This is a genomic window from Microcoleus sp. S13_B4, from assembly GCF_036700885.1.
Taxonomy (GTDB): domain Bacteria; phylum Cyanobacteriota; class Cyanobacteriia; order Cyanobacteriales; family Microcoleaceae; genus Microcoleus.
Genome location: NZ_JAUBPU010000015.1, coordinates 91793 through 113151, shown reverse-complemented (window position 1 = coordinate 113151; position 21359 = coordinate 91793). Strand labels below are relative to the sequence as shown.

Below are 21359 nucleotides of genomic sequence, written 5' to 3'. Positions count from 1 at the left end.
GATCGCTGGCATTTATAATTATGAACTTTCTTTAAAGACTAAATTAGAGATCGCCTGAGACTTTCGCAAGAGGTCTACTGATTAGAGGCGTAGCATTCATCCCACAGTCGCCTTGAGCGAAGTGAAACGGACAGGGAAAAATAAAACAATGGCAAAACACCAAGGAAATAGCAGAAAATCCAAGATTTATCGCTACTTGTGGCTGCTTTTTTTGTGTCTGAGCTTTCTGTTAGTTCCCCTCATCAAAAAAATAGCGGCCGATACGCCATTCCCCCCACCCGCTCCTATTGCAAATAATGCTACTTTTGGAGCGAGGATTCAAAGGACGATGGGGCTACTTGCAGCTAGCACTCCAACAGACCGCCGCCAAGTGCGTATCCTATTCTACGGTCAATCCATCACAGAACAAGATTGGTGGAAAGATGTAGTTAAGGATTTGAAACAGCGATTTCCCTATGCAGATTTGATTGTGGAAAATCGGGCAATCGGAGGATTTGCTGCCCCGATTTTAATCCGTCCCAGCGAACACGATTTGTATCCTTTTTATCCCGACTTGCTAATTTTTCACGTCTACGGAGGCGATGAAGATTACGAAGCCATAATTGCCAATGTCCGCAGCCGCACTGCTAGCGAAATACTCTTGCATTCAGACCACATCGACTGGATGCCGACAGGCAACAGCGACGATCCAAATTCAGTCAGCAGATACGAATGGCACAACACTCATTCTACTAAATGGCTGCCTGAGTTGGCCGATAAATACGGCTGCGAAATAGCCGAAATTCGTGAACCTTGGATGCGGTATTTAAAAGACAATCGCTTGCAGCCAAAACAGCTATTGATCGATGGCATTCACCTCAACGATTGGGGAAATTTTCTCCTCGCTGATCTCATAAAACAGCACCTGCGATACAAGCCAAATTCTCCTCAACCGACGCAGCAAGATTTAGTTAAAACCTATACACTTGGCAGCGATGTTAAGTGGAAAGATGGCAAGTTGGTTTTAGCATTTGAAGGAAATAGAATAGATGCGATCGCTGATAAAACCTTCAACGGCAACGCAATTTCTGCTAAAATTGCGATCGACGGCAAAAAACCCTCAGAATTTCCTGAACTTTACAGCATCACCAGACCTAGCGTTACTCTTGGCGTCGGTTGGCCGGCAATCATCCAAGTATCCAGCCAAAAACCGCTAATCGTCGAAGATTGGAAAGCCGTCATTACTGAGATTAACAGCGACGCCAGCAAGTTTAAATTTGACGTTGTAGGTTCTAAAACAGGTTACGACGGCAGCGGTACCAACGACAAATTGTTTGTCTCAAACTCGGGCCGGGTCGTGATTGAACCGAGAAACTGGTGGCTGAAAAATGCCTATGAATACTCTAAAAAACCGACGCCTAAAGGCTTTGAGATTTCCTGGCAGGTGCGACCGATGTTTGTTGATTCATACGTTCCCCCAAAGATTGCAGATTCAAGCCGCGAGTATTCTACAACATTGGCTCAGAATTTGAGCAACTCCAAACACCTCCTCGAAATCCTTCCTGAAACAGGCGGCAAAGTGCCAATTAAAGCAATTCGAGTGTATCGCCCTCCTTTCACCAATCTAAAATCTAAAGTTGAGAGTTTTAAGCCGCAGATATCACGGGATGAACAGGGATGAACGCTGATGCAATTGTATCAGGGTTTATTTGCGTTCATCAGCGGTTCAAAAAATCTTCCTGTTGATTTTATAGCAATCGCCTTGGTGGGCTCAATTGATTTTAGATTTTAGATTTTAGATTTTAGATTTTAGATTTTAGAATTGAAGCATTGACCCCACGGATAAATTCGGGGGGCAAGTTTCATCGGATACAGGTTTTTTATTTCTGGACGGATGAATCCGGGGGCTTGTATCCTGGATGCTTTCGGTCAGGTTGATGATTGTTCAAAGGCTTAATATTTAAGCATCCTAATCCTGACTCTTGCTAGAATCGCCAAGATTATCAACTTCTCATCATCCCCTACTCGTGAAACATCAACAGCGATAAAAACAAATCTGCCACAAAAATAAATACCCACGAAGTCACAACCGCCGCCGTTGCAGCTTGACCTACTCCTTTACCTCCGCCCGCAGTCGTCAACCCCCAACCGCAACCGACAAGGGCAATTATCAACCCAAAAAGAAAACTCTTAATCGCCACAGTTACTAAATCCCAAGGCCCCAAAGAAGTCCGCACAGATTCCAAAAATACCGACGGTTCCAACTCGTAAAAATTAACCGCCACAAACAGCCCGCCCAAAATGCCCACTGCTACTGCAAAAATTGTTAAAATCGGCAGCATGATGCAACAAGCTATCACCCTCGGCACCACTAAATAATCAACCGGATTTGTTCTCAACATATACAGGGCGTCTATTTGTTCCGTCACCTGCATTTCTCCTATCTCCGCCGCAAAAGCCGAACCTACTTGTCCCGCCACCACGCCCGCCGTTAAAAGTGGTGCTAATTCGCCACAAAATGCCACAGCAAAAGGACCTCCCACCGCACCAACCGCCCCAAAGTGAACCAATTCTCTGGCGGATTGAAAGGTAAAAATCATGCCACCAAACAAGGCTATTAGCAGCACCGATCGCAAAGAATCCAGGCCTACTGTTACTAAATGTTCCATGATTTTGCGGCGGTCAATTTTGCCTTGGAGTATGCGTAGCAGCACTTGGCCTCCCAGGAACAGCGTCACTAAAAACCGCTGAAACCACCTGTTTTTGAAGGTTTCATCTAAATGTCCATCGTACTTTTCTTGGTATTTTTTAACCAATGACTGCGGGCTCGCGATTAATTGCAAACAGAGCGAAGCATTGCCACATAGAGATTTTCGGCAATCCTACAGCAATTATTGCACGATTTGTCAACATATATTTTCACTCTGCCAGCCCTGCGGTGCGTGCGATCTACCTTTTTAGATTTTAGATTGGCTCTGATTGATTCTGTGGTAATCATCACTCATTTCCCAATCTAAAATCTAAAATCTAAAACCATGGGACTACTCCGCAAGTAATAAATCGATAAACTTATCCAACTGTTCATTATTCTTTTCGGCTTGATCCTTGCCAATCCTCAACAGTGCCGATATCTTCTCTTCCGAGGCATCATCAATCGGCAGCGGTTGTTCGTGGCTCAAATCTGGATTAATTCTCAAATATTGATTTGGTCTTTCAATTGCATCAAAAATTTGAACCATTTGATAATTTACAGTTTCAGCAACTCCCGTCATCATGATATTAATCAAAGGCTGAACCCACTCAACTTGACCCCAATTTTTTACTTCTTCGTAGGGAAAATTTTTCTGAGCTTGTCCCGTCCCGAGTGATAAAATTACCATATCTTGTGCTGTCGGGCCTCTATCGGGGCGATCGTCGGGAATTCGGAATTTATTTCTAACTTCTGCATAGGCACAAAGTGCGGGATTGTTTGCGAATACTCCCCCGTCAATTAAAGCGTAGGGTTCCTTTGTCAAAGAGTAGATTTTGGGAACTTCAAAATAAGAGGGAGCGGCAGATGTGGCTCTGGCGATATCTCTAATAAAATAGTCTTCTGCTGGAGATTGTTGAGCATCTATTTTATCGAAAAAGTGAGCCTTTCTCCTTTCGACATCGTAGCTGGAAATTAAACAAGGTTTCAGCAGTTGGCTGAGTTGGCAATCTTTAAAGTTTTCCAAAAAGAATTTATCTAAGCGATCGCTCGGATATTTCTCATCTATCAAACCGTCTATAGATCTGAGTTTTTGCCAAAATGAACTCTTAAAAACGTCGCGCCCGCTCATAATCGAAAAATTAAGAGCGTCTTGGGCTGTCCAGCGAGGTCTGGGGGGATTTTCGGCATCGGGACACAAATAGATGCAAGTTAAAATGCCTCCCGCACTTGTTCCCGCGATTAAATCAAAATAGTCAGCTATTCTCGCCTCTGGGTTGCCGCTTTTTTGTTGCAGCTTTGACTCAATGCTAACTACAACTTGCGCGGGGATTATTCCTCTAATTCCGCCTCCATCTAGGGATAAAATTCTCGTATATTTAGCCATAATTGTTGCCTCTTCTCGATGTTTGCTCGTTTCCTAATCTCAAATTCCCAAGCCTCGGAATTCATGCACCGCTCAATCCCTACTCTAAAATCTCACATCTAAATTTAATTGGCGGGCTGCGATCGTATAGCGAAAAATGTATTCTACAATTTCGACGTAATTGTAGGCGGTGGCTGGCGAGTCTGCCCATACTGTGATACCGTGATCGCGAATTAACAAAGCAGGTACAGAGGGCGCACAAACGGCAAAAAATTCGCAAATTTCCTTGGCTATTTTAGGCACTTCCAAATAATTTGCAAATAGGGGTATCGCCACCTGCGGGTTTTCCTCCCACACCCCCAAACCTTTCAGCATTTCGATCGCCGGTAAAGGCACTGCATCTCCTGCGGTTAGCCGAGAAACTAAATTTGCCTCGATCGAGTGGACGTGATAGCAAGCTTTAGCGTCTGGAAAACAATTGTAAACGGCTAAATGAATGCTGGTTTCGGCCGAAGGGCGGCTGTCGGCAACAGGTTGCTCGACAATTGCGCCGTCTGAGTTCATTCTGATAAAATCTTCTTCAGTTAACTGCCCTTTGGCGCGGCCGCTAGCAGTAATCCAAAAACTACCATCTGGTAAGCGGGCTGAAAGATTGCCAGCAGTCCCAACCATCCAACCGCGATCGTAAAAATGTTTGGCTGCTGCAATTAAATCCGATCTCAAATCGCCACTCATTCTTTACAGATCCTCAGTTTTTAATCTACTTTTTACGTAAATAGGAATTGTGCTGGAGTATCTAAACGTAGGGTGAGGAGTGCACACCTTACTAATACATATAGCTCTAAACGTAGGGTGCGCCATAAGCACTTTACTAAATACACATACCGCATAGTGCGATTTTTTGGGCGCAATTCCTAGTTTAGTTTCAATTCCATTTCTGGGACAAACTTTCCAACACGTCAAAAAAATTATCCCATTTAGTATAAGGCTTTTGCTGTTCGTCTAGATACTCGGCCAGCCGATCGCGCGCAAACACCGACGAAGCCTGCAAAGCCATGTTAAAATCCGTCAGCGAATCTCCGATCGCCACCTGTTCCTGGGCCGGGTGCTGGGCCATCACCCGCACCTTAGACACTAATTCCTCATCTCCCTCCAACTCCGAATTGACTTGCAAGCGAGGACCCGTAGGGTTCACATCCACAGCGTAAATAACGCTCGCCCGGTGTACCAAATCGCCCATTACCGTCTCTACCATGACCCGAAGACCGCCGGACACGATCGCAAAATCCACTTTTCGCTCGTCCAAAAAATCCAGCAATTCTACCAAACCCGGCCGCATCAGCTTTCCCCTAGAAAATTCCACAATTTCCCCGTAACATTCCGACGGAATAGACTCTAGTAACTGCCGCACTCCCGATCGCAAACTCAGCCTTCTAGCGTATATTTCAGGCATCAGTTGAGACGACAGTTCCGGTGCGAAATGCTTGAGCATTGCCACAAAAGTTTCTTCAACGGTTATTGTGCCGTCAAAGTCGCAGAATACCACCCGTTTCTGATTGTTCGGGATTGGAGATTTTTGCTTGTCATCGGTCATTGTCAGTCGCACAAGAGAGAGAACGTAAAAAGTTTACACTATTCCTCGTACACTATCGAGCAACAAACACCCCGGCAACCAAAAACTAATAGCTACGCGCTGTGTTTTGGCAATCGCCCGCAGGATTTTATGCAGATTCTTCGAGATTATCTTCGAGCTCGTCTTCGAGTTCATCTTCGAGCTCATCTTCGAGCTCATCTTCGAGTTCATCTTCGAGTTCATCTTCGAGTTCATCTTCAATGAATGCTTCTTCTTCCTGCTTTTTATTTTTGGTCTTTTGGGGGGTAGACTTAGCCGGCAAACAGATTAAATTGTCATCCTCAGTATTAATCAAACCCTTCGATCGCAACTTACCCATCAGCCGCGTCACCGTCACCCGCGTTGACCCTATCGCGCTACCAATTTGAGCGTGAGTCAATGCCCAAGGCAGTCGGTAGCCCCGAACCACATCCGGTTCGCCATCACTTACGTAAGGTTCGCCGAACTCTTCGATCAACAAAGTGAGAAATCCCAGCAGTCGGTCGATCGTCCGGCGCTGTCCCAAAGTGCTCAGCCAGAGAAGTTTACGCTGGTGCTGGTAGCGAAACGCATCCAAAATTTCCCTACGAAAGTGAGGCCAATTATCCAAGTCGTGCCAGTACATCCACACTACGTGAGTTTGATCGGCGTGGGCGTAAGCTTGGAGAGTAAACGGAGACTGAGCAACCAGTTCAAAGGGCTGACCGGCGCCGACGAAGCCCAAAAAAGCTTCTTCTGTAGTTTTATCAGCGGATTTTGACTTCGCCGCCGCAGCGCTAACTTGAGCGCTACCTACGAGTCGCACAGAACCTTTCTGGACTAAATACAGCAGTCCGGGTCTTGCGGGAATCCGCTCATCTTTGCTAAAAGTCCGGCAGCGGTAGTGTTCCTGGGCCCAGTCGATAATTCGCTGCCAAGTGATAAACGGTCGATCGATAGTATCTATAGGGGTGGAAGTTGATTGCATAGGTAAGGCTCTGGGATATATTTAATCAGTGAGAAAAACGGCTTTTGGTAGCAGCGCGATACAAAGTGAGACAGCCAACCCCCGATCGAGCTTGCACGCTTCTTAAGTGTGCTGACTTTTCTTAGTTTTACCGAAAGATTTAATGTAGCAAAAAATACATCAAAATGGTAGAATTCAGCAAAAAATTTGTCGTAAATTATTGTTATTTAGGCAAAAAATCGCTAGAAAGCAGATTAATTCGATGTAGCCCCGCCCGGAGGAGCCGATCGAGCATCTCTGACATCAGCGGTTTAACGTAGAACAACAATGCAAGCGGTAACAGTCTACCGTCCCTGTTACCGTAGGATCAGCCGATATGGATACAGCAAATATCTCGCAGTGCCCGGAAGTTACAGTGAAGTGTTTCTTGCTTTCCAAGTTCCAAAGCGCGATCGCCCAGCAGGGGAAACTAAAGGAAATTCCGTTAAATCGAAGTAAAGATAGCGCGCGGGTGGTGTACGTGTCTGCGATCGCCCTGAAATTGGCTAAAACTTGGCAGCAGACACCGCAGACAATTGCGGCAAAGTTGGCCGAAACTCTCGAACCGCTGTGCTGCCCAGATTTCGCCGTTAAAGTCGCAGGGGCGGGAATTATTGAGTTGGAGTTGACTGATGCAGGTTTAGCATTCTGGTTGCAGCGTTTAGCTCAAACGAACCTCCCAGTTTCAGAATCTAGAATATTATCTCCTGTTGTGTCTGCCGATCGACTGTTTCCCATTCAGTACAGCCACGCGCGCTGCTGTTCCCTGCTGCGAATGGCCCACCGCGATCGGATAATTGCGATCGCCCAGCCCGATGTGGCTACAGCGCCGCAAATTTGGTCGCTGGCGAGTCCAAATCCTATCCCTTGGATCGACGAGGGCGATCGACTGCGGTTAGTGCATCCAGCAGAACGCCGTTTAATATCCCAACTGTTAACAGTGCTAGACAATTTATATCCTACTTTTGACCTAAAAAACCGCGAACAACCTGTCAATTATTTCAAATTAGCCAATAGTTTGAGCGAAGCATTTCAGATTTTTTACAGCCAGTGCCGAATTTGGGGAGAAGTTAAAATAGACCACCCCAAACTCGCCCAAGCCCGATTGGGTTTAATATTAGCAACTCAATCTTTGCTGCGATTTATCCTAGAAGAGTTATTGAACACTATTGCTCCTTTAGAACTTTGATTTGGTTCTCATATTTAGCAAAATTTATTAATACTCAGAAGGGGCTTTCCGAAATTTTACTTGACTTCTTCCCTCGAAAAATAGCTCTATTTTATCGAGAACACCATGAATGATACTTCATTAATAAAAAAAAATTATAAGTTAGGCATTCTTATTTTCTCTAATTTATTTAAGTAATCTTTCTTTTTGCTTTTTAGAGCGATAATTTTTAGCTGGCATCTATGGCTGTGCTCCTTAAAATACTTAATCTTATACTATACAATTAAGCTGCTACGCAGCTTATCTATTAGCTATCCAGTATGCTCGAAAAACAAGAAGAATATTACAGCTTAGTAAAAACGAATCCTCTCCCTCTTGAGGAAATCCAAGAGGATATAGGATTACCAGAGACGGTACTTCTGACTAATCAGCCTCTAAAACTTTCCAAACCGGAAACTCGGTCAAGCCTCAGAGCACTAACTTTGGACGGTGTTTTCGCTACGCTTTTTTACAGCATCATCGGTGGCGCGTTGCTCAGTAATTTCTTGCTCGATTTGGGGGCGGGTCCAGTGGAAATTGGTATGCTCGCCTCCATTCCTCAACTGGTAAATTTGCTCCAACCGTTCGGAGCTTATATAGGAGACCGAACGCAGAGCCGCCACTGGTATTCCTTCTGGATTTTCGGAATATCGCGGCTGCTGTGGCTGATTCTCGTGCCAGCCCTTTGGTGGGGAGGCTCATTTCATTTGGCCCAACATCAGCTAGTGCAGTTGACATTGGCAATCATCTGGGTAAGTCAAGTCTTAGAATCTTTAGGTCGTGCTTCCTTCTTGAGCTGGTTGGCGGCGTTAGTACCTCAGCGGTTGCGCGGGCGGTATTTTGGCTTTCGCAATAGTGCTGTCAGCTTGACAAATCTCATTGGTGTACCGTTGATGGCTCTAGCGGTATCGAACTGGCCCGGTGGAAAGCTCCAAGGTTACAGCGCCCTCTTGGTTTTAGGAATTGTGCTTGGCCTCATCAGTATAGGTTGTCAGTTCTTTATGACCGATGTGAACCCAAAGCTTGTACACGTCACGCATTTAGATACAGGCGAAAAATCATCCACAGGGATAATTTTTAGCTTTCTCAAAGAAGCCAATTTTTTAAAGTTTTTGCTTTACTCTGGTCTATGGAGCTTTGCCGTTAACGTCAGCGCGCCCTTCTTTAACCTTTACTTGCTGGATGACCTAAAGATAGATGTCAGCGTGGTAACGCTCTATGGCAGCTTAGGTGCTGGTGCTAACTTGCTGATGCTGGTTTTTTGGGGGAAGCTGGCTGACCGGGTTGGGAATCGCCCGATCATGATAGTAGTGGGAATCTTGGTGGCTCTGACCCCTCTACTCTGGCTAGAAGGTGGAACGGCTCCAATTTTCCTATGGGTCTGGTTCCCGCTGTTGCACATCATCGGCGGTGCAACGTGGGCGGCGATCGACCTGTGCAGTGGTAATCTGATGATGTCGGTGGCACCACTGTTGAATCAGTCGATATACTTTGCGATCGCAGCCGCGGTTCCTGGTGTCACTGGGGCAATGGGAATCACCCTTGGTGGCTTTATCGCCACTTTGACCAATCTCGGTGGCTTGCCAGGGGTGTTTGCCCTCTCAGCCGTCTTACGACTGGCTGCTCTCGTGCCCTTGGTTTTTGTTGGCGAGCAGCGTTCTGTGTCTTTGGGTAAGTTTTGGCTGCTATTGTTGCCAGCTTGGTGGAGAAGAGTGGCAATTGAACCTGGAGACATCAGGTTTCAACCATTAATAGTTGAACAGTTGGACTCTGCGCCTGAAAGCTCATGCGATCGGTCTTCAACTCTTGATTGATTGTACGGCACAAGAGTATAAGACGCCTGCAGCAACTAACTCTGTAACTACTCGCTCATTAAAAAGAGTCCGACAATAATTCATAAAAGAGTTGATTAACCATTTTTAAAGTGTTAAAATACTCATCAAATAATCTAAGATGTGACGGTTGTTGGGTCGCTTTTTTTTAGAAATCTAAAGTCGGGATAAGTTTTGTATGGTATCTAATTATTTCAGGGGGCGTTCAACATTTTTTACGAGGCCGATGCGGTTCTCAGGAAAGTAAAATACTCTTCCAATGCCCAATGCCCAATGCCCAATGCCCAATGCCCAAGAACACCTCATGTTACTGAGAAAGGCTATACCACCTATAGCCTCACCCGGGCGTCAAATTTATCGATGTACTATCCCAAGATAATGCCTGCATCTGGTTTAAGGCGTTGCAGGCGAGATTTTCTTTTTTCCTGGTTGTGCGATCGGCAGCGTTACGGTAAAGGTACTGCCGACGCCTTCTTCACTGATCAAAGTAATTTCGCCACCGTGCAAGTCCACGCATTTTTTAACAATGCTCAGCCCCAGTCCAGTACCGGGAATTCGACCGACATTTTTTGCCCGGTAAAATGAATCAAACAACCGTCCTTGGTCGGCGACAGGTATACCAATTCCTGCATCCTGTACCGAAAAAATAGCGTCGGTTTCAGTAAGTTTTAATTCAAAAATTACTTCGGTATTTGGGGGAGAATACTTAATAGCATTGGACAGTAAATTGCCCAGAATTCGCCGGAGCAAGCTTACCTCCAAAGACGCCATCGCCGATTGACTGTGATTCACAAAAATCAGCGTCACCCGATCATTTTCAGGTTTCAACTTCAGGCTGCTCTGAAATTCCCCTACCAACTCATTACAAAACGTTGCTAAGTCTAGCGGTAGCAAGCAAAACCCGGCTTGTCCTGACTCAACACGCCCCAGCAGCAAAACATCATCTAATAACAAATCTATGCCTTTTGCCGCTGCTTGAGTTTTGTCTAGAAGTTCTTGTTTTTTCTCATCTGTTAATGTCAACTTGTACTTGCTAAGAAGTTGCGTAGTGCCGATGATGAAATTCAAAGGATTACGGACATCGTGAGCAATCATGTACAGCAAAGATGTTTTCATCTCATTGAGCTCTTGGGCTGTTTGCAAAGTGCGATCGAGTTGGTCGTGAGACAATTTTAGAGTTAAAGACAACTGGCGCGATCGCAGCAAAATCTCCACCCGCGCTTGCAATTCAATCTTCTCGATCGGAGCGATAATCAAATCGTCAATACTTTGCCAAATAAATTGCGTTGCCATCCCTACATCCGAGCGGGTTGTAATCAAAAGAAAAGGCAAGCATACCGGGTGCTCTGCCTGTTTTTGGGCGGCCACCCATTGCCAGTGGCGTTTCAGGGCAAGACCGTCAATTATCGCCAGGTCAAAAGATTGATTAAATGGTAAAAAATCCTGACTATTTTCTGTTGAGTGTGGCAGCAATACCTCATAGTAAACTGCTAGCCATTCTAATAACAGGCGGCGATTTTCTTTCTGTTCGACAAGCAATAAAATTTGACTCACGCAACTTCTCCTAGCAAGCTGTGAACAATTCCCAGCAAATCTCTAACGATCAAAGGTTTTACCAACATATTCCGAGCACCGTGGCAGAGGCTTTCGTGCTGAATGGCAGCGCTTTGTTTGGGCGAGAGGATCAGAAAAGGGATTTGGTGATTTCGCAATTTTTCGCAGCAGTCCCAAATCCGGCGGTCGAAACCAGAAATATCTACTAAAGCCATCGCGATCCTAGTAGGCTGACTGATAGCTTGTGCAACATCTTCAAAGTTATAAGCCGCCATCATCTGGTATCCTTCTTTATTTAGAAATTGTGCTAATAGTTCCAAGTTTCGCTGATTGCGGTCTACGGCTAAAATTATTGAGTTGCCAGTCATTTATCAGCTTCCTGTGAATACGGGTTATACCATTTTAGATTTTAGATTTTAGATTTTACAATGGGGAGTGATTGATTATATATGGGTTGGGAGGTTGCCGGAAGTTGGATTCTTTTTTTATCTGGTATTAGCTTACTTGTCGGCGAGCTATTACATAGGTTTTCAGTTGAGTGAAGTACAGATGCTGGGGTACAGGAAATGACCGCGTGCCCTGTGCCCTTACTGTATTTCATAGAATTGAAAACTACACTACGATAAAAGTCGAAAAATACACAAATTTACCAATATATTTAAGTTTTCCAGGACTTAGGCTAGTGGTAAGGTGCGCGGTGCGCTCCCTACAGCTAGTGGTGAGGTGCGCGGTGCGCCCCTACTCATTAGTAGATTCACGACTGCAAAATTAGCTGCACTTCCCCAGAAACAGCAGGATCAATCCCGATTCAATCTTCATCCGCTCCCCCCTCAATCCACACCGGCGCCGAACTCAAGATGCCACGCAGCCCCCCTATCGGTTTGCTGACTTTGATGCCGTAGCGAGTAATCTCAAGTTCTCGCAGAGTTCTCTCGAAATTGCTGACTCGTTTTTTAATTACTCCGATCGCCTTGCGGATTTCAGTCCTATTATGCAGTTGGCGCTCCATATAGCGTATAAACAGAAGATTATCCGCCAAATAGCTAATCCCGATCTCGGTCAGCCGAAAATCTCCGCTAATGGCTTCTACCTCATTAATCAAGATAACGGTGACTCCCATATTCTTCAGATACTTGCACAAAGCGTGCAAATTGTTCACCAAATCTTGCCCCTGCATCGAAAGCTGATAGCCAGAAATACTGTCAAGCATCACAATCCGCGTCTTTTCCTGCTCCACCTCCTGGCGAACCATACAGGCAAACTGATCCGGCGAGTACAGCAAAGGTTCCACGGGTATCACCGAAAGACTTCCTTGCCCCATCATCGCCCCAACCGGGATGTTAACTGATTCGCAGCGCTGCAGCAGAGTAGAAGTTGACTCCTCAAAAATGTAAACTACCGATCGCTCCCCCCTTCCTGCAGCTTCCTTCATAAACTGAATGCCCACCGTCGTTTTACCCACGCCGCTAGGCCCGCTAATCACCGTCACAGTCCCCCGTTCCAGTCCCCCGTGCAGTAGTTCGTCGATTTCTGGAACCCCAGAAGAAATTGCTTCAGCAACAAAATCCTGTTGATAGTTGTCCGGCAGCAGTCGCGGATATACCTCCATACCAGCCTGAGTCAGGCGCAGCGAATGGCGGCCGCTGCGGAAGTTGGAGCCTCGCAGCTTGGTGACAGTCAGGGCGCGTCCTTCTTTCAATAGTTCTAAATAAATTACTCCGTCGCTGATGAATTGCAAATCGTCGTCGGGAGCACTTGATGTGCCTTCGGAGGTAAAAACTACCGTCGCCCCCCCTTCCACCAAAAACCGCAGAAAAGACAAAACTTGCTTGCGAAACTGAAACTCATCCGCAGCTAAGTAGCGAAATTGAGTGATGGCGTCCAAAAACACCCGCTGTGGCTTGACAGCTTGGACTCGCTCGATAATCTTTTGTGTAGTCGGTTCTCGCTCAACCTCGGAGGGAGAGAAAATGTCATAAGTCTGAACTTCTGTAAAGAATTCTGACGATGGGCTCAAATCGAGGAACGCCATCGGTTCCATATCAAAACCGAGACTTGCGGCATTGGCCCGCAATTGCGCTTCCGGTTCTCCTAAAGTAATAAACAGGGGCGTTTCTCCCAGAGCGACACCTGCTGCCAAAAAGTGAAAGCCCAGTGTAGTCTTGCCAGTACCCGGGCCGCCGCGCACCAGATAAGAGCGTTGAGGAATTAGGCCACCGCCAATCACTTCGTTGAGACCGGTAATTCCCATAGAAATTCGGTTTTGAGACATTTGTTTTTTCATGTTTTGAATATCGGGCCCGTATTAATATTTAATGGTTTTAGGCACTGTTTTGATAATTTTTTTTACCGGGCGTCTGATAACCTTCATGAAATCTTTTTCTACCGAAAATTACGTTAGCATACAAGAATTAGAAAGTATTGTCGGGACTGCTGGCATCTGTGGCTGGCAAGATACAGAGCCATTTTGGCAAGAACGGGTAGGAAAAGCAGTTGCCCCCGACACGAAAATAGATTGTACCGTTTACCCGAATACTCAGGAAGAACTGGCGGCTGTCATTGCTTGGGCACAGCAACATCGCTGTGCAGTCTTGCCTTGTGGCAGCGGCAGCAAACTTGATTGGGGCGGTTTAGTTAAATTAGACTCCGATCCCCCCCAGCCCCCCTTAACAAGGGGGGAGCAAAATGTTGTCAAAGTGGGTCTTTTGAAGGGGGATTTAAGGGTATCTCCTGATGCAGCGGGGCTTGTGGCTGTCAGCACTTCGCGCCTCAATCGACTTGTAGAACACGCTGTGGGCGATTTAACCGTGACTGCGGAAGCGGGAATGAAGTTTGCGGATTTGCAGCAAATTTTAGCAGCAGCAGGTCAATTTTTGCCGATCGATCCAGCATATCCGCAACAGGCAACTTTGGGCGGCATTGTCGCTACTGCTGATGCGGGTTCCTTGCGGCATCGCTATCGCGGGGTGAGAGATTTGCTGTTGGGAATTACCTTTGTGCGATCGGACGGTAAAATTGCGGTAGCCGGAGGTCGAGTTGTTAAAAATGTCGCCGGTTACGACTTGATGAAACTGTTTACTGGTGCTTACGGCACATTGGGCGTCATAAGTCAAGTAACTTTCCGAGTTTATCCGCTGCCTGAATCATCGGGAACCGTAGTGCTGACAGGGGAAGTTAATGCTTTGTCCCAAACGGCTCAAATCTTATTATCCTCTGCTTTGACACCAAGTGCGATCGATTTGCTCTCACCTGAATTAGTCGCAAAATTAGGCTTAGGAAAGGGCACGGGATTAATCGTCAGATTTCAAAGTATCGCAGAAAGTGTTAAACAACAATCAGCCCGCTTACTGGAAGTTGGCGAAAAGTTGGGTTTGCAAGGCACTAGCTGCGGCGAAAATGATGAGCATCAGTTATGGCAAAGATTGCCAGAAACAATGTGGAATTCTGGCACAAAGTCGGCAATTATTTGCAAAATAGGAATCAGACCGTCGGAAGCTGTAACGGCAATTAACGAATTGCCGGTACAGGACGCTTGGATTCATGCAGGCAGCGGTTTGGGGGTTTTGCGGTTTGAGAATGCGACGGCCCAAACGCTGTTGCAGGTACGCAGAGGGTGCGAAGCGAAAGGCGGTTTTCTGACTGTTTTAGCAGCCCCGACCGACATCAAGCAACAGTTAGATGTTTGGGGCTATACTGGAAGTGCGATCGATTTAATGCGCCGGATTAAACAGCAGTTTGACCCGGAAAATCTTTTGAGTCCCCATCGTTTTATAAGCGGTATTTAGTTTAAAGTTTCTTGTCAGGAGTTGGGTTTTTCTTTAATCCCGGTCTATTGCATTTGTGAACCACATTTGTTTTTTAACGCACCGCGAAGGCGAAGACGGCGAAGGAAGAGAAATGAAGAGAAGTCTTTGTTTGTTTGACGGATCTAGGCTTGCTATGAATAGCAACCGCGCCTGACGGTTAGGATGTGCTTAATTGCTGAAACATAAGCAGTCTATTGCTTCTAACTTCTCTCCTGAATAACTCAGGTTTTATTCCTTTTTCCTTGTTCCTTCTTTCTGCCATATATGCAAACTTCAGACAAATCTCAAGTTCCCAGTGACGAGTTAAAACCTGCTAAAGAAAGCAATTTTTTAGCACAAAATCCCCATTTACAAACACCCGAACTACAGGGTTTTGATGCTAATAATCCGCCGAATCCCCTATTAATCGATACTTGCGTACATTGCGGCTTTTGTTTGTCAACTTGTCCGAGTTATCGCGTACTTGGCAAAGAAATGGATTCGCCTAGAGGCCGCATTTATTTAATGGATGCAATTAACGAAGGCGACGCACCTTTAAACGAAGCCACCTCACAGCATTTCGATACTTGCTTGGGCTGTTTGGCCTGCGTTACAGCTTGCCCTTCTGGAGTTCAATACGACAAGTTAATTTCCGCAACTCGCCACCAAGTTACTAGAAATCAGGAACGCACTTTTTCCGACAATGTAATTCGCACTTTGATTTTTAATCTCTTCCCTTATCCTCACAGATTGCGGCCTTTGCTTGTACCGCTGTTTATTTATCAAAAATTAGGACTGCCAAAACTTGTCCGCAAAACAGGTTTGCTGAAAAAAGTATTTCCCCGCTTGGCGGCGATGGAATCAATTTTGCCGAAAGTTACTGTTGATTCTTTCCGGGATAATTTACCAGAGGTAATTCCGGCACAAGGGGAGAAACGCTATCGAGTGGGCGTGATTTTAGGCTGCGTGCAGCGACTGTTATTTTCGCCAGTTAATGAGGCTACTGTGCGTGTTTTGACGGCAAACGGTTGCGAGGTTGTGGTTCCTAAAAGTCAGGGATGCTGTGCTGCTTTGCCGGAACACCAAGGCCAAGCCGAACAGGCGAAAGCTTTGGCGAGGCAAATGATTGATAGCTTTGAAAATACTGGTGTTGATTTTGTGATTATCAACGCTGCTGGGTGCGGTCACACTTTGAAAGAATACGGTCATATTTTAGCAGATGACCCGCAATATCGGGAGAAAGCTGAGAAATTTGCTGCTAATGTTAAGGACGTGCAAGAGTTTTTGGCAAGTGCGGGAATTACGGCAAAACTCAATCCTTTGATTGACGGAGATTTGACAATTGTTTATCAGGATGCTTGTCATTTGTTGCACGGGCAAAAGATTAGTTTGCAGCCGCGTCAGTTGCTGCAACAAATTCCTGGGGTGAAGTTAAAAGAACCGATTGATGCGGCTTTGTGCTGCGGGAGTGCGGGGGTTTACAATATGCTTCAGCCGGAGGTTGCTGATGAATTGGGAGTGCAAAAGGTTGAGAATTTGCTGAATACTGGCGCGGAGTTGATTGCTTCTTCTAATCCGGGTTGTTCTTTGCAAATTAAGAAGCATTTGGAGTTGCAGGGCAAGGAAGTTACTTTAATGCACCCGATCGAGCTTTTGGATTATTCGATTCGCGGGGTGAAGTTGCTGAGGAAGTAGTTTGGTAGGGCGGGCGGTGTCTGCCCTATTTTCGATGTGCTTTTTTGTGAATGAGATTTTTTTTTAATGAATGGCAGGAATTCACAGGCGGGGCGCCTGTTCCACAGAGGAGCGTCGGGTGAAGAGTTGCAAATTTATCGCCCTGACGGCTAACCGTTTGCAAGTTATGAGGATGTTTCTGGCAGGTTGGAACAAGCCGAACAGCGGGCAGAACAAGAACGGCTGCGGGCAGAACAAGCCGAACAGCGGGCTGCTGTACTGGCAGAAAGACTGCGATCGATGGGGATTGACCCGGAACAATTGTAAACTAGATTGGGAAAAGGGCGATCGCACTTTTAAATTTTAGCAAAAGTGCGATCGGCATAATAACTAATAACTAATGACTAATGACTAATGACTATTTCCCATCTTCTAACCTCAAGAAATGCACCTGTCCCGAAGCTTCCGCCACTACGATTGTCACCCCATCAGGTGCAATAGCACAAGCTTTCAAACCACTATCTCCCCTGAAACTAGCAATTACTTCTCGACTTAACAAATCCCAAACTTTTAGAGTATTATCGTCCGAAACAGAAATTGCCTTTGTTCCCATAGTCGCCACAGATGTTACCGCATCAGCATGACCTGCCAAAGTAAAAACTTCTTTTCTACTTGACAAATCCCAAACTTTCAAATTGTGTTCCCGCCCGCCTGAAATCGCCAATTTGCCATCCGTCGTAACTGCCACAGCATTCACAAAACTCTCATGACCTTTGAAAGTGAAAAGTAGATTTTTGACAACTAAATTCCATAAAATTGCCACAAGATTCTTTTCTTTCCCCAAACTCCAAACTTTCAGAGTTTTGTCGCCGGAAGCAGAAATAACCCGCTTGCTGTCGGGAGTAACTGCCACAGCTTTTATCCCGTCCTCATGACCTGAAAAAGTAAAAACTTCCTCTCCTGTTCCTAGATTCCAAACTTTAATAGTTTTGTCTCCCGAACCGGAAATCGCCATCGTTCCGTCTGCCGTCACTGCCACAGAATTTACCCAGTCTGTATGACCAGTGAAAGTAAAGATTTCCTTTCCGGTTTCTAGATTCCAAACTTTCACAGTTTTGTCGCCGGAACCCGAAACTACTCGCTTGCTATCCGGTGTTATTGCGATCGCTTTTACCCAATCTTGATGTCCCGAAATAGTAAAAATTTCCTGTCCGTTTTTGAGATCCCAGACTTTAATGCTGTTGTCTCCTGAACCGGAAATTGCTTTCGTACCGTCCGCCGTCACTGCTACAGCATTTACCCAGTCATCGTGACCTGCAAATGATAAATTTTCTTTGCCTACTTCTAAGTGCCAAACTTTGAGAGTTTTGTCAGATGAACCAGAAACTATCCGCTGGCCGTCGGGGGTAACAGCCACAGCATTAACGGGGGCGATGTGATTGGTAAAAGTGAAAAGTTCTTCTTTTGTTTCCAGATTCCAAACTTTCAGCGTTTTGTCGCCGGAAGCCGAAATTACCCGTTTGCCGTCGGGACTGACTGTGACAGCTTGAACGAAACTGCTGTGTTTTCCTAAAGTGAAAAGTTGCTTTCTTTCTGACAAACTCCAGACTTGAACAGTTCCGTCGTAACTGCCGGAAATTATTTGTTCGCCGTCGGGAGTAACTGCTACACTTTTTACCCAGTCTGCATGACCCGTGAGAGTAAAAAGTTCTTTTCCAGTTTCTAGGTTCCAGACTTTAATGCTGTTGTCTCCCGACCCGGAAATCAACCGTTTGCTATCAGGAGTTACTGCTACGGACTGGACAAAACTGCTGTGACCTTTGAAGTTAAAAATTATTTCCCTGGTTATCAAATCCCAAACTTTAATACTGCCATCCCAAGAACCAGAAATTACTCGCTTGCCGTCAGGAGTTACTGCTACTGCTTCTACGGCAAAAGTATCGCCGGCAAAAGTTAATATTTCTGTCCCCGTTTCTAAATCCCAAATTTTAATAGTATTGTCCCAAGAACCGGAAATTACTTTAGTGCCATCGGGCGTGACAGCTACAGCATTGACGTAGGTAAGATGACCTTTGAGGGTGGAAAGTTCTTCTCCTGTTTCTAAGTGCCAAATTTTGAGATTGTGATCGGAGGACGCAGAAATTGCCCGCTTGCCGTCGGGGGTGATTGCTACACCTTGTACCCAGTCTGTATGTCCGGTGAGGGTACGCAATAATCTCCCGCCGGGAGGAGTAAAGCTGGGCGTTAGCGGTCGCAGCCAGGGGGTTGTTTGGTGTTGTGCCTGTACTAGCAGTGCTTGAATTTCTGGACTTTCAAAGCACATCAAGCGGGCTATTAGTTGGGTGGCTAGTTGGCTTTTATCTGTGGCTAGAATGTGGGCAGACAGCCGAATTGCTTCTTGGATTAATTTGAGTTGGTCGGCTTTTTGATCTGAGGTAATAATATGGAGACTTGTTGCTAAATCGTAATCTTCTATTAGCGCCTGTACTCCCGATGCTGACAGCTTGGCTTTAATAAAATTGTAATCTGTTAGTAAGCTGTATAATTTTTCGGATTCTGAAGTCGCTGCTAGCTGACTTGGCAGGGTTTCCAGGTAGTGCGTCTGTTCTGCGGGCTGCATTTTATCCAGCCCTTGTGTAAACTCGGTCATAAATTTACGGATGTGTTTTTTAAATGTATGCGATCGCTAGCTGCACCCTACCGAAAAGCAGATCGAGAATCTTTTCTCTTAGACTTAGCATGACATATTTGAATGCTATGTGCTATGAGCTTGCTGTCCTCGGTTTGGTGAGGGTTCGATGAATTGCTTGTTTTTTAGTCGCAGTCTGCTTTGAGAATTTTCAAGCAGTGCGATGACAATAAATCGCCGCCACTATAATTCAACTCAGCAACGCCCAATTTGCCTATCGATCGACAAAAGCTCACATATATCGTTGTTTTTCTTAACATAGCTGGTCTTTGGGCGATGATTGTCGATCGATCAGCACTGTCAAAGCTAAAAAATTTCCGGTATCGTAATCCTATTTAATGTGCGAAAAATAGTTTTTATAACGAAACACGATTTTGGATGCTCTCATTTTCTGTCAATTTGACCGCATCACCGAGGCCTATGTCCCCCTGGTTGGGTTTCCTACCTCAACGGCATCTGCACTCTGCTTCACCCAAAGCTCTCAGAAAGCTTTGCAGGTGCGCCCCCTTCCTCTAAAATATAGAAAAGGACTTGCACTCTTAAACCGGGTTTCTAGACAAAATCATTGGTTTGACCGCTAGGTACGCAGGAAGAAACCGGGTTTCTGACTCCATAGCCCGCAAGTCGCGATCGCAAATAAAGCAGTATTGAGTTTAGAGACAAATTTCATGGATGTTATCGAGTTTTTCGAGTTAAGTGCAGGCAAATGGTTTTCCCAGCGTACCGTACACAATCTCAATTCTGGGGAATTGCAGGCGGGTAAATCTGACCTCAAAATAGAAATACTGACAGCTAGCGATCCAGCAGTCGTCAAACTTTGCCAACAACACTCGATTAACCCGGCTTCAACTGGGCTAAAGGGCGTTCGGATTAGTTGGGACGGTATTCCCGATCGCGACAAAGCTAAACAAATCGGTTCTACAATATTAGCGATCGTACCAAATCCCGACAATCCCAGCGAAGGCAAAGTGTTGCAAGACAAGGGTAACAGTCGCTACGTGATGGGCGACGACGTACTGACATTGATTACAGAATCAGACACCATCCATGCAGAAGAAAGGCTGTGGTATCTCATGCCTAACTTGCGACTGCGGACTAGCGTTGTTAAGCAAGCTAACGGTACAGAACAAGCATCTTTTTGTTCGGAAATTCGGATGGGAGGCAGTCCCCAAAGTGAAGAGTGACAAATAACTATCTAGTTCCAAAAAATTACACCCTATTTCTGCTTTCTCCCTTCTTTCTTCGGCCTTCTCTGGCAATCGCTTTTAACTTGGTATGAAAATCAGTGTGTTTGACAACTGGGAATGATTTGGCCACAGGTTTGTCCGCTAATTTGTGCTCCGCTTCGGCTCGATCGGCTAGGGCGGTAACAGCCACATCTTCATATACTACAAATTCTGTATTTTCTTTTGTGCGATCGTCGGCGGCAGGTAAATTTCCTGTTTCCTCTGCCTCTGTGTTTGGGACTTCTGCATGAAGCGCCACATCAAGTTGCGCCTCTGAGCTCCCAAGCAAATCTAACTCTGCGGCAGTTACTTCCGATTCCGGGTTCGATAAAAGTATATCTTCCTGTGGTAGTTGAGCAGCACCTTCCCCGGTTAAATTTTGAGGAAAATTATTGCATACCAAGCGTTCAAACTCGCGATTGAAATGATAGAGAGGTTGACCTATCCGATGCCACATACTCAATAGCTGTCCCACAGAAACAGCCTTGTAGCGGCCTTGGTAAAGCGCTTCAACCACTGCTAAACGCAGCCAATAGCCGGGATACTTGGTCAGCCATTCACCCGCCAATTTCTCGGCTTTTTTGCCACCTAGGTCAAAACCGTAGTGAACCAGCAGAGCCGCTGCTTGTGCAGATATTGCCGTCACTTCTGTCATTTGTTGTCTGTTGACTGTTGACTGTTGACTGTTGACTGTTTTCTGTTGGCGGTTGACTGTTTTCTTTGGGTTCCAAATTCCCAATTAACAATTCCCAATTACCAAT

Annotated in this window: 16 protein-coding genes; 6 read left to right on the top strand and 10 right to left on the bottom strand. The window is 45.7% G+C overall.

Annotated features, from left to right (window positions below; translation table 11 throughout):
- Window positions 1-148: 148 nt before the first annotated feature.
- A complete protein-coding gene (locus QT994_RS11710) occupies window positions 149-1660 on the top strand; it encodes an SGNH/GDSL hydrolase family protein (RefSeq protein ID WP_333174625.1) in 1512 nt (503 codons plus the stop codon).
- A gap of 340 nt (window positions 1661-2000) precedes the next feature.
- Here the strand turns inward: QT994_RS11710 and QT994_RS11705 are convergent, their stop codons facing one another.
- The 5 genes from QT994_RS11705 to QT994_RS11685 all read right to left on the bottom strand — a co-directional run bounded on the left by QT994_RS11705 (window position 2001) and on the right by QT994_RS11685 (window position 6613).
- The gene (locus QT994_RS11705) at window positions 2001-2795 is read right to left on the bottom strand and encodes an MlaE family lipid ABC transporter permease subunit (RefSeq protein WP_333174623.1); all 795 of its coding nucleotides are present in this window, start codon (window positions 2793-2795) and stop codon (window positions 2001-2003) included.
- A 225-nt stretch (window positions 2796-3020) separates the two neighbouring features.
- On the bottom strand, window positions 3021-4055 hold the full coding sequence (locus tag QT994_RS11700) for a patatin-like phospholipase family protein (RefSeq protein ID WP_333174620.1): 1035 nt from the start codon (window positions 4053-4055) through the stop codon (window positions 3021-3023).
- A gap of 84 nt (window positions 4056-4139) precedes the next feature.
- The gene (mtnB, locus tag QT994_RS11695; protein WP_333174617.1) at window positions 4140-4769 is read right to left on the bottom strand and encodes a methylthioribulose 1-phosphate dehydratase; all 630 of its coding nucleotides are present in this window, start codon (window positions 4767-4769) and stop codon (window positions 4140-4142) included.
- Between the two features lie 190 nt (window positions 4770-4959).
- A complete protein-coding gene (locus tag QT994_RS11690) occupies window positions 4960-5628 on the bottom strand; it encodes an HAD-IB family phosphatase (protein WP_333174615.1) in 669 nt (222 codons plus the stop codon).
- 127 nt (window positions 5629-5755) lie between these two features.
- Window positions 5756-6613 carry a Crp/Fnr family transcriptional regulator gene (locus tag QT994_RS11685; protein ID WP_445243898.1) on the bottom strand — a complete coding sequence of 286 codons (858 nt, stop codon included), beginning with the start codon at window positions 6611-6613 and terminating at the stop codon, window positions 5756-5758.
- A 355-nt stretch (window positions 6614-6968) separates the two neighbouring features.
- Here QT994_RS11685 and QT994_RS11680 point away from each other — a divergent pair, with 355 nt between their 5' ends.
- The gene (locus tag QT994_RS11680) at window positions 6969-7820 is read left to right on the top strand and encodes a DALR anticodon-binding domain-containing protein (RefSeq protein WP_333174612.1); all 852 of its coding nucleotides are present in this window, start codon (window positions 6969-6971) and stop codon (window positions 7818-7820) included.
- Window positions 7821-8119: 299 nt separating this feature from the next.
- A complete protein-coding gene (locus tag QT994_RS11675; protein ID WP_333174610.1) occupies window positions 8120-9652 on the top strand; it encodes an MFS transporter in 1533 nt (510 codons plus the stop codon).
- 411 nt (window positions 9653-10063) lie between these two features.
- Here QT994_RS11675 and QT994_RS11670 read toward each other — a convergent pair whose 3' ends face one another.
- The 3 genes from QT994_RS11670 to QT994_RS11660 form a co-directional block, all read right to left on the bottom strand.
- The gene (locus tag QT994_RS11670) at window positions 10064-11224 is read right to left on the bottom strand and encodes an ATP-binding protein (protein ID WP_333174608.1); all 1161 of its coding nucleotides are present in this window, start codon (window positions 11222-11224) and stop codon (window positions 10064-10066) included.
- Window positions 11221-11592 carry a response regulator gene (locus QT994_RS11665; RefSeq protein ID WP_333174605.1) on the bottom strand — a complete coding sequence of 124 codons (372 nt, stop codon included), beginning with the start codon at window positions 11590-11592 and terminating at the stop codon, window positions 11221-11223. Before QT994_RS11665 ends, QT994_RS11670 begins: the two co-directional genes overlap by 4 nt.
- Before the next feature lie 440 nt (window positions 11593-12032).
- Complete coding sequence (locus QT994_RS11660; RefSeq protein WP_333174602.1) at window positions 12033-13496, bottom strand: ATPase domain-containing protein; 1464 nt, start codon at window positions 13494-13496, stop codon at window positions 12033-12035.
- Between the two features lie 97 nt (window positions 13497-13593).
- Here QT994_RS11660 and QT994_RS11655 point away from each other — a divergent pair, with 97 nt between their 5' ends.
- Together QT994_RS11655 and QT994_RS11650 are read left to right on the top strand one after the other, a co-directional pair.
- Window positions 13594-15009, top strand: coding sequence for an FAD-binding oxidoreductase (locus QT994_RS11655; RefSeq protein WP_333174599.1), 1416 nt, complete (start codon window positions 13594-13596; stop codon window positions 15007-15009).
- A gap of 285 nt (window positions 15010-15294) precedes the next feature.
- The gene (locus tag QT994_RS11650; protein ID WP_333174596.1) at window positions 15295-16704 is read left to right on the top strand and encodes a heterodisulfide reductase-related iron-sulfur binding cluster; all 1410 of its coding nucleotides are present in this window, start codon (window positions 15295-15297) and stop codon (window positions 16702-16704) included.
- A gap of 397 nt (window positions 16705-17101) precedes the next feature.
- On the opposite strand, the gene QT994_RS11645 is transcribed toward QT994_RS11650, so the two are convergent.
- Window positions 17102-19345, bottom strand: a complete 2244-nt coding sequence (locus QT994_RS11645; RefSeq protein WP_333174633.1) for a beta-propeller domain-containing protein — start codon at window positions 19343-19345, stop codon at window positions 17102-17104.
- 695 nt (window positions 19346-20040) lie between these two features.
- On the opposite strand from QT994_RS11645, the gene QT994_RS11640 reads away from it, so the two are divergent.
- Window positions 20041-20556 carry a phycobiliprotein lyase gene (locus tag QT994_RS11640; protein WP_333174594.1) on the top strand — a complete coding sequence of 172 codons (516 nt, stop codon included), beginning with the start codon at window positions 20041-20043 and terminating at the stop codon, window positions 20554-20556.
- 25 nt (window positions 20557-20581) lie between these two features.
- Here the strand turns inward: QT994_RS11640 and QT994_RS11635 are convergent, their stop codons facing one another.
- Window positions 20582-21337, bottom strand: a complete 756-nt coding sequence (locus tag QT994_RS11635) for a hypothetical protein (protein ID WP_333174591.1) — start codon at window positions 21335-21337, stop codon at window positions 20582-20584.
- Window positions 21338-21359: the final 22 nt, after the last annotated feature.

Excerpts from the sequence above, each read along its gene's own strand:
- QT994_RS11655 (WP_333174599.1), top strand. The coding sequence starts at position 13,594 with ATGAAATCTTTTTCTACCGAAAATTACGTTAGCATACAAGAATTAGAA.
- QT994_RS11665 (WP_333174605.1), bottom strand. The coding sequence starts at position 11,592 with ATGACTGGCAACTCAATAATTTTAGCCGTAGACCGCAATCAGCGAAAC.
- QT994_RS11660 (WP_333174602.1), bottom strand. The coding sequence starts at position 13,496 with ATGTCTCAAAACCGAATTTCTATGGGAATTACCGGTCTCAACGAAGTG.
- QT994_RS11710 (WP_333174625.1), top strand. The coding sequence starts at position 149 with ATGGCAAAACACCAAGGAAATAGCAGAAAATCCAAGATTTATCGCTAC.
- QT994_RS11650 (WP_333174596.1), top strand. The coding sequence starts at position 15,295 with ATGCAAACTTCAGACAAATCTCAAGTTCCCAGTGACGAGTTAAAACCT.
- mtnB (WP_333174617.1), bottom strand. The coding sequence starts at position 4,769 with ATGAGTGGCGATTTGAGATCGGATTTAATTGCAGCAGCCAAACATTTT.
- QT994_RS11685 (WP_445243898.1), bottom strand. The coding sequence starts at position 6,613 with ATGCAATCAACTTCCACCCCTATAGATACTATCGATCGACCGTTTATC.
- QT994_RS11690 (WP_333174615.1), bottom strand. The coding sequence starts at position 5,628 with ATGACCGATGACAAGCAAAAATCTCCAATCCCGAACAATCAGAAACGG.
- QT994_RS11640 (WP_333174594.1), top strand. The coding sequence starts at position 20,041 with ATGGATGTTATCGAGTTTTTCGAGTTAAGTGCAGGCAAATGGTTTTCC.
- QT994_RS11680 (WP_333174612.1), top strand. The coding sequence starts at position 6,969 with ATGGATACAGCAAATATCTCGCAGTGCCCGGAAGTTACAGTGAAGTGT.
- QT994_RS11675 (WP_333174610.1), top strand. The coding sequence starts at position 8,120 with ATGCTCGAAAAACAAGAAGAATATTACAGCTTAGTAAAAACGAATCCT.
- QT994_RS11700 (WP_333174620.1), bottom strand. The coding sequence starts at position 4,055 with ATGGCTAAATATACGAGAATTTTATCCCTAGATGGAGGCGGAATTAGA.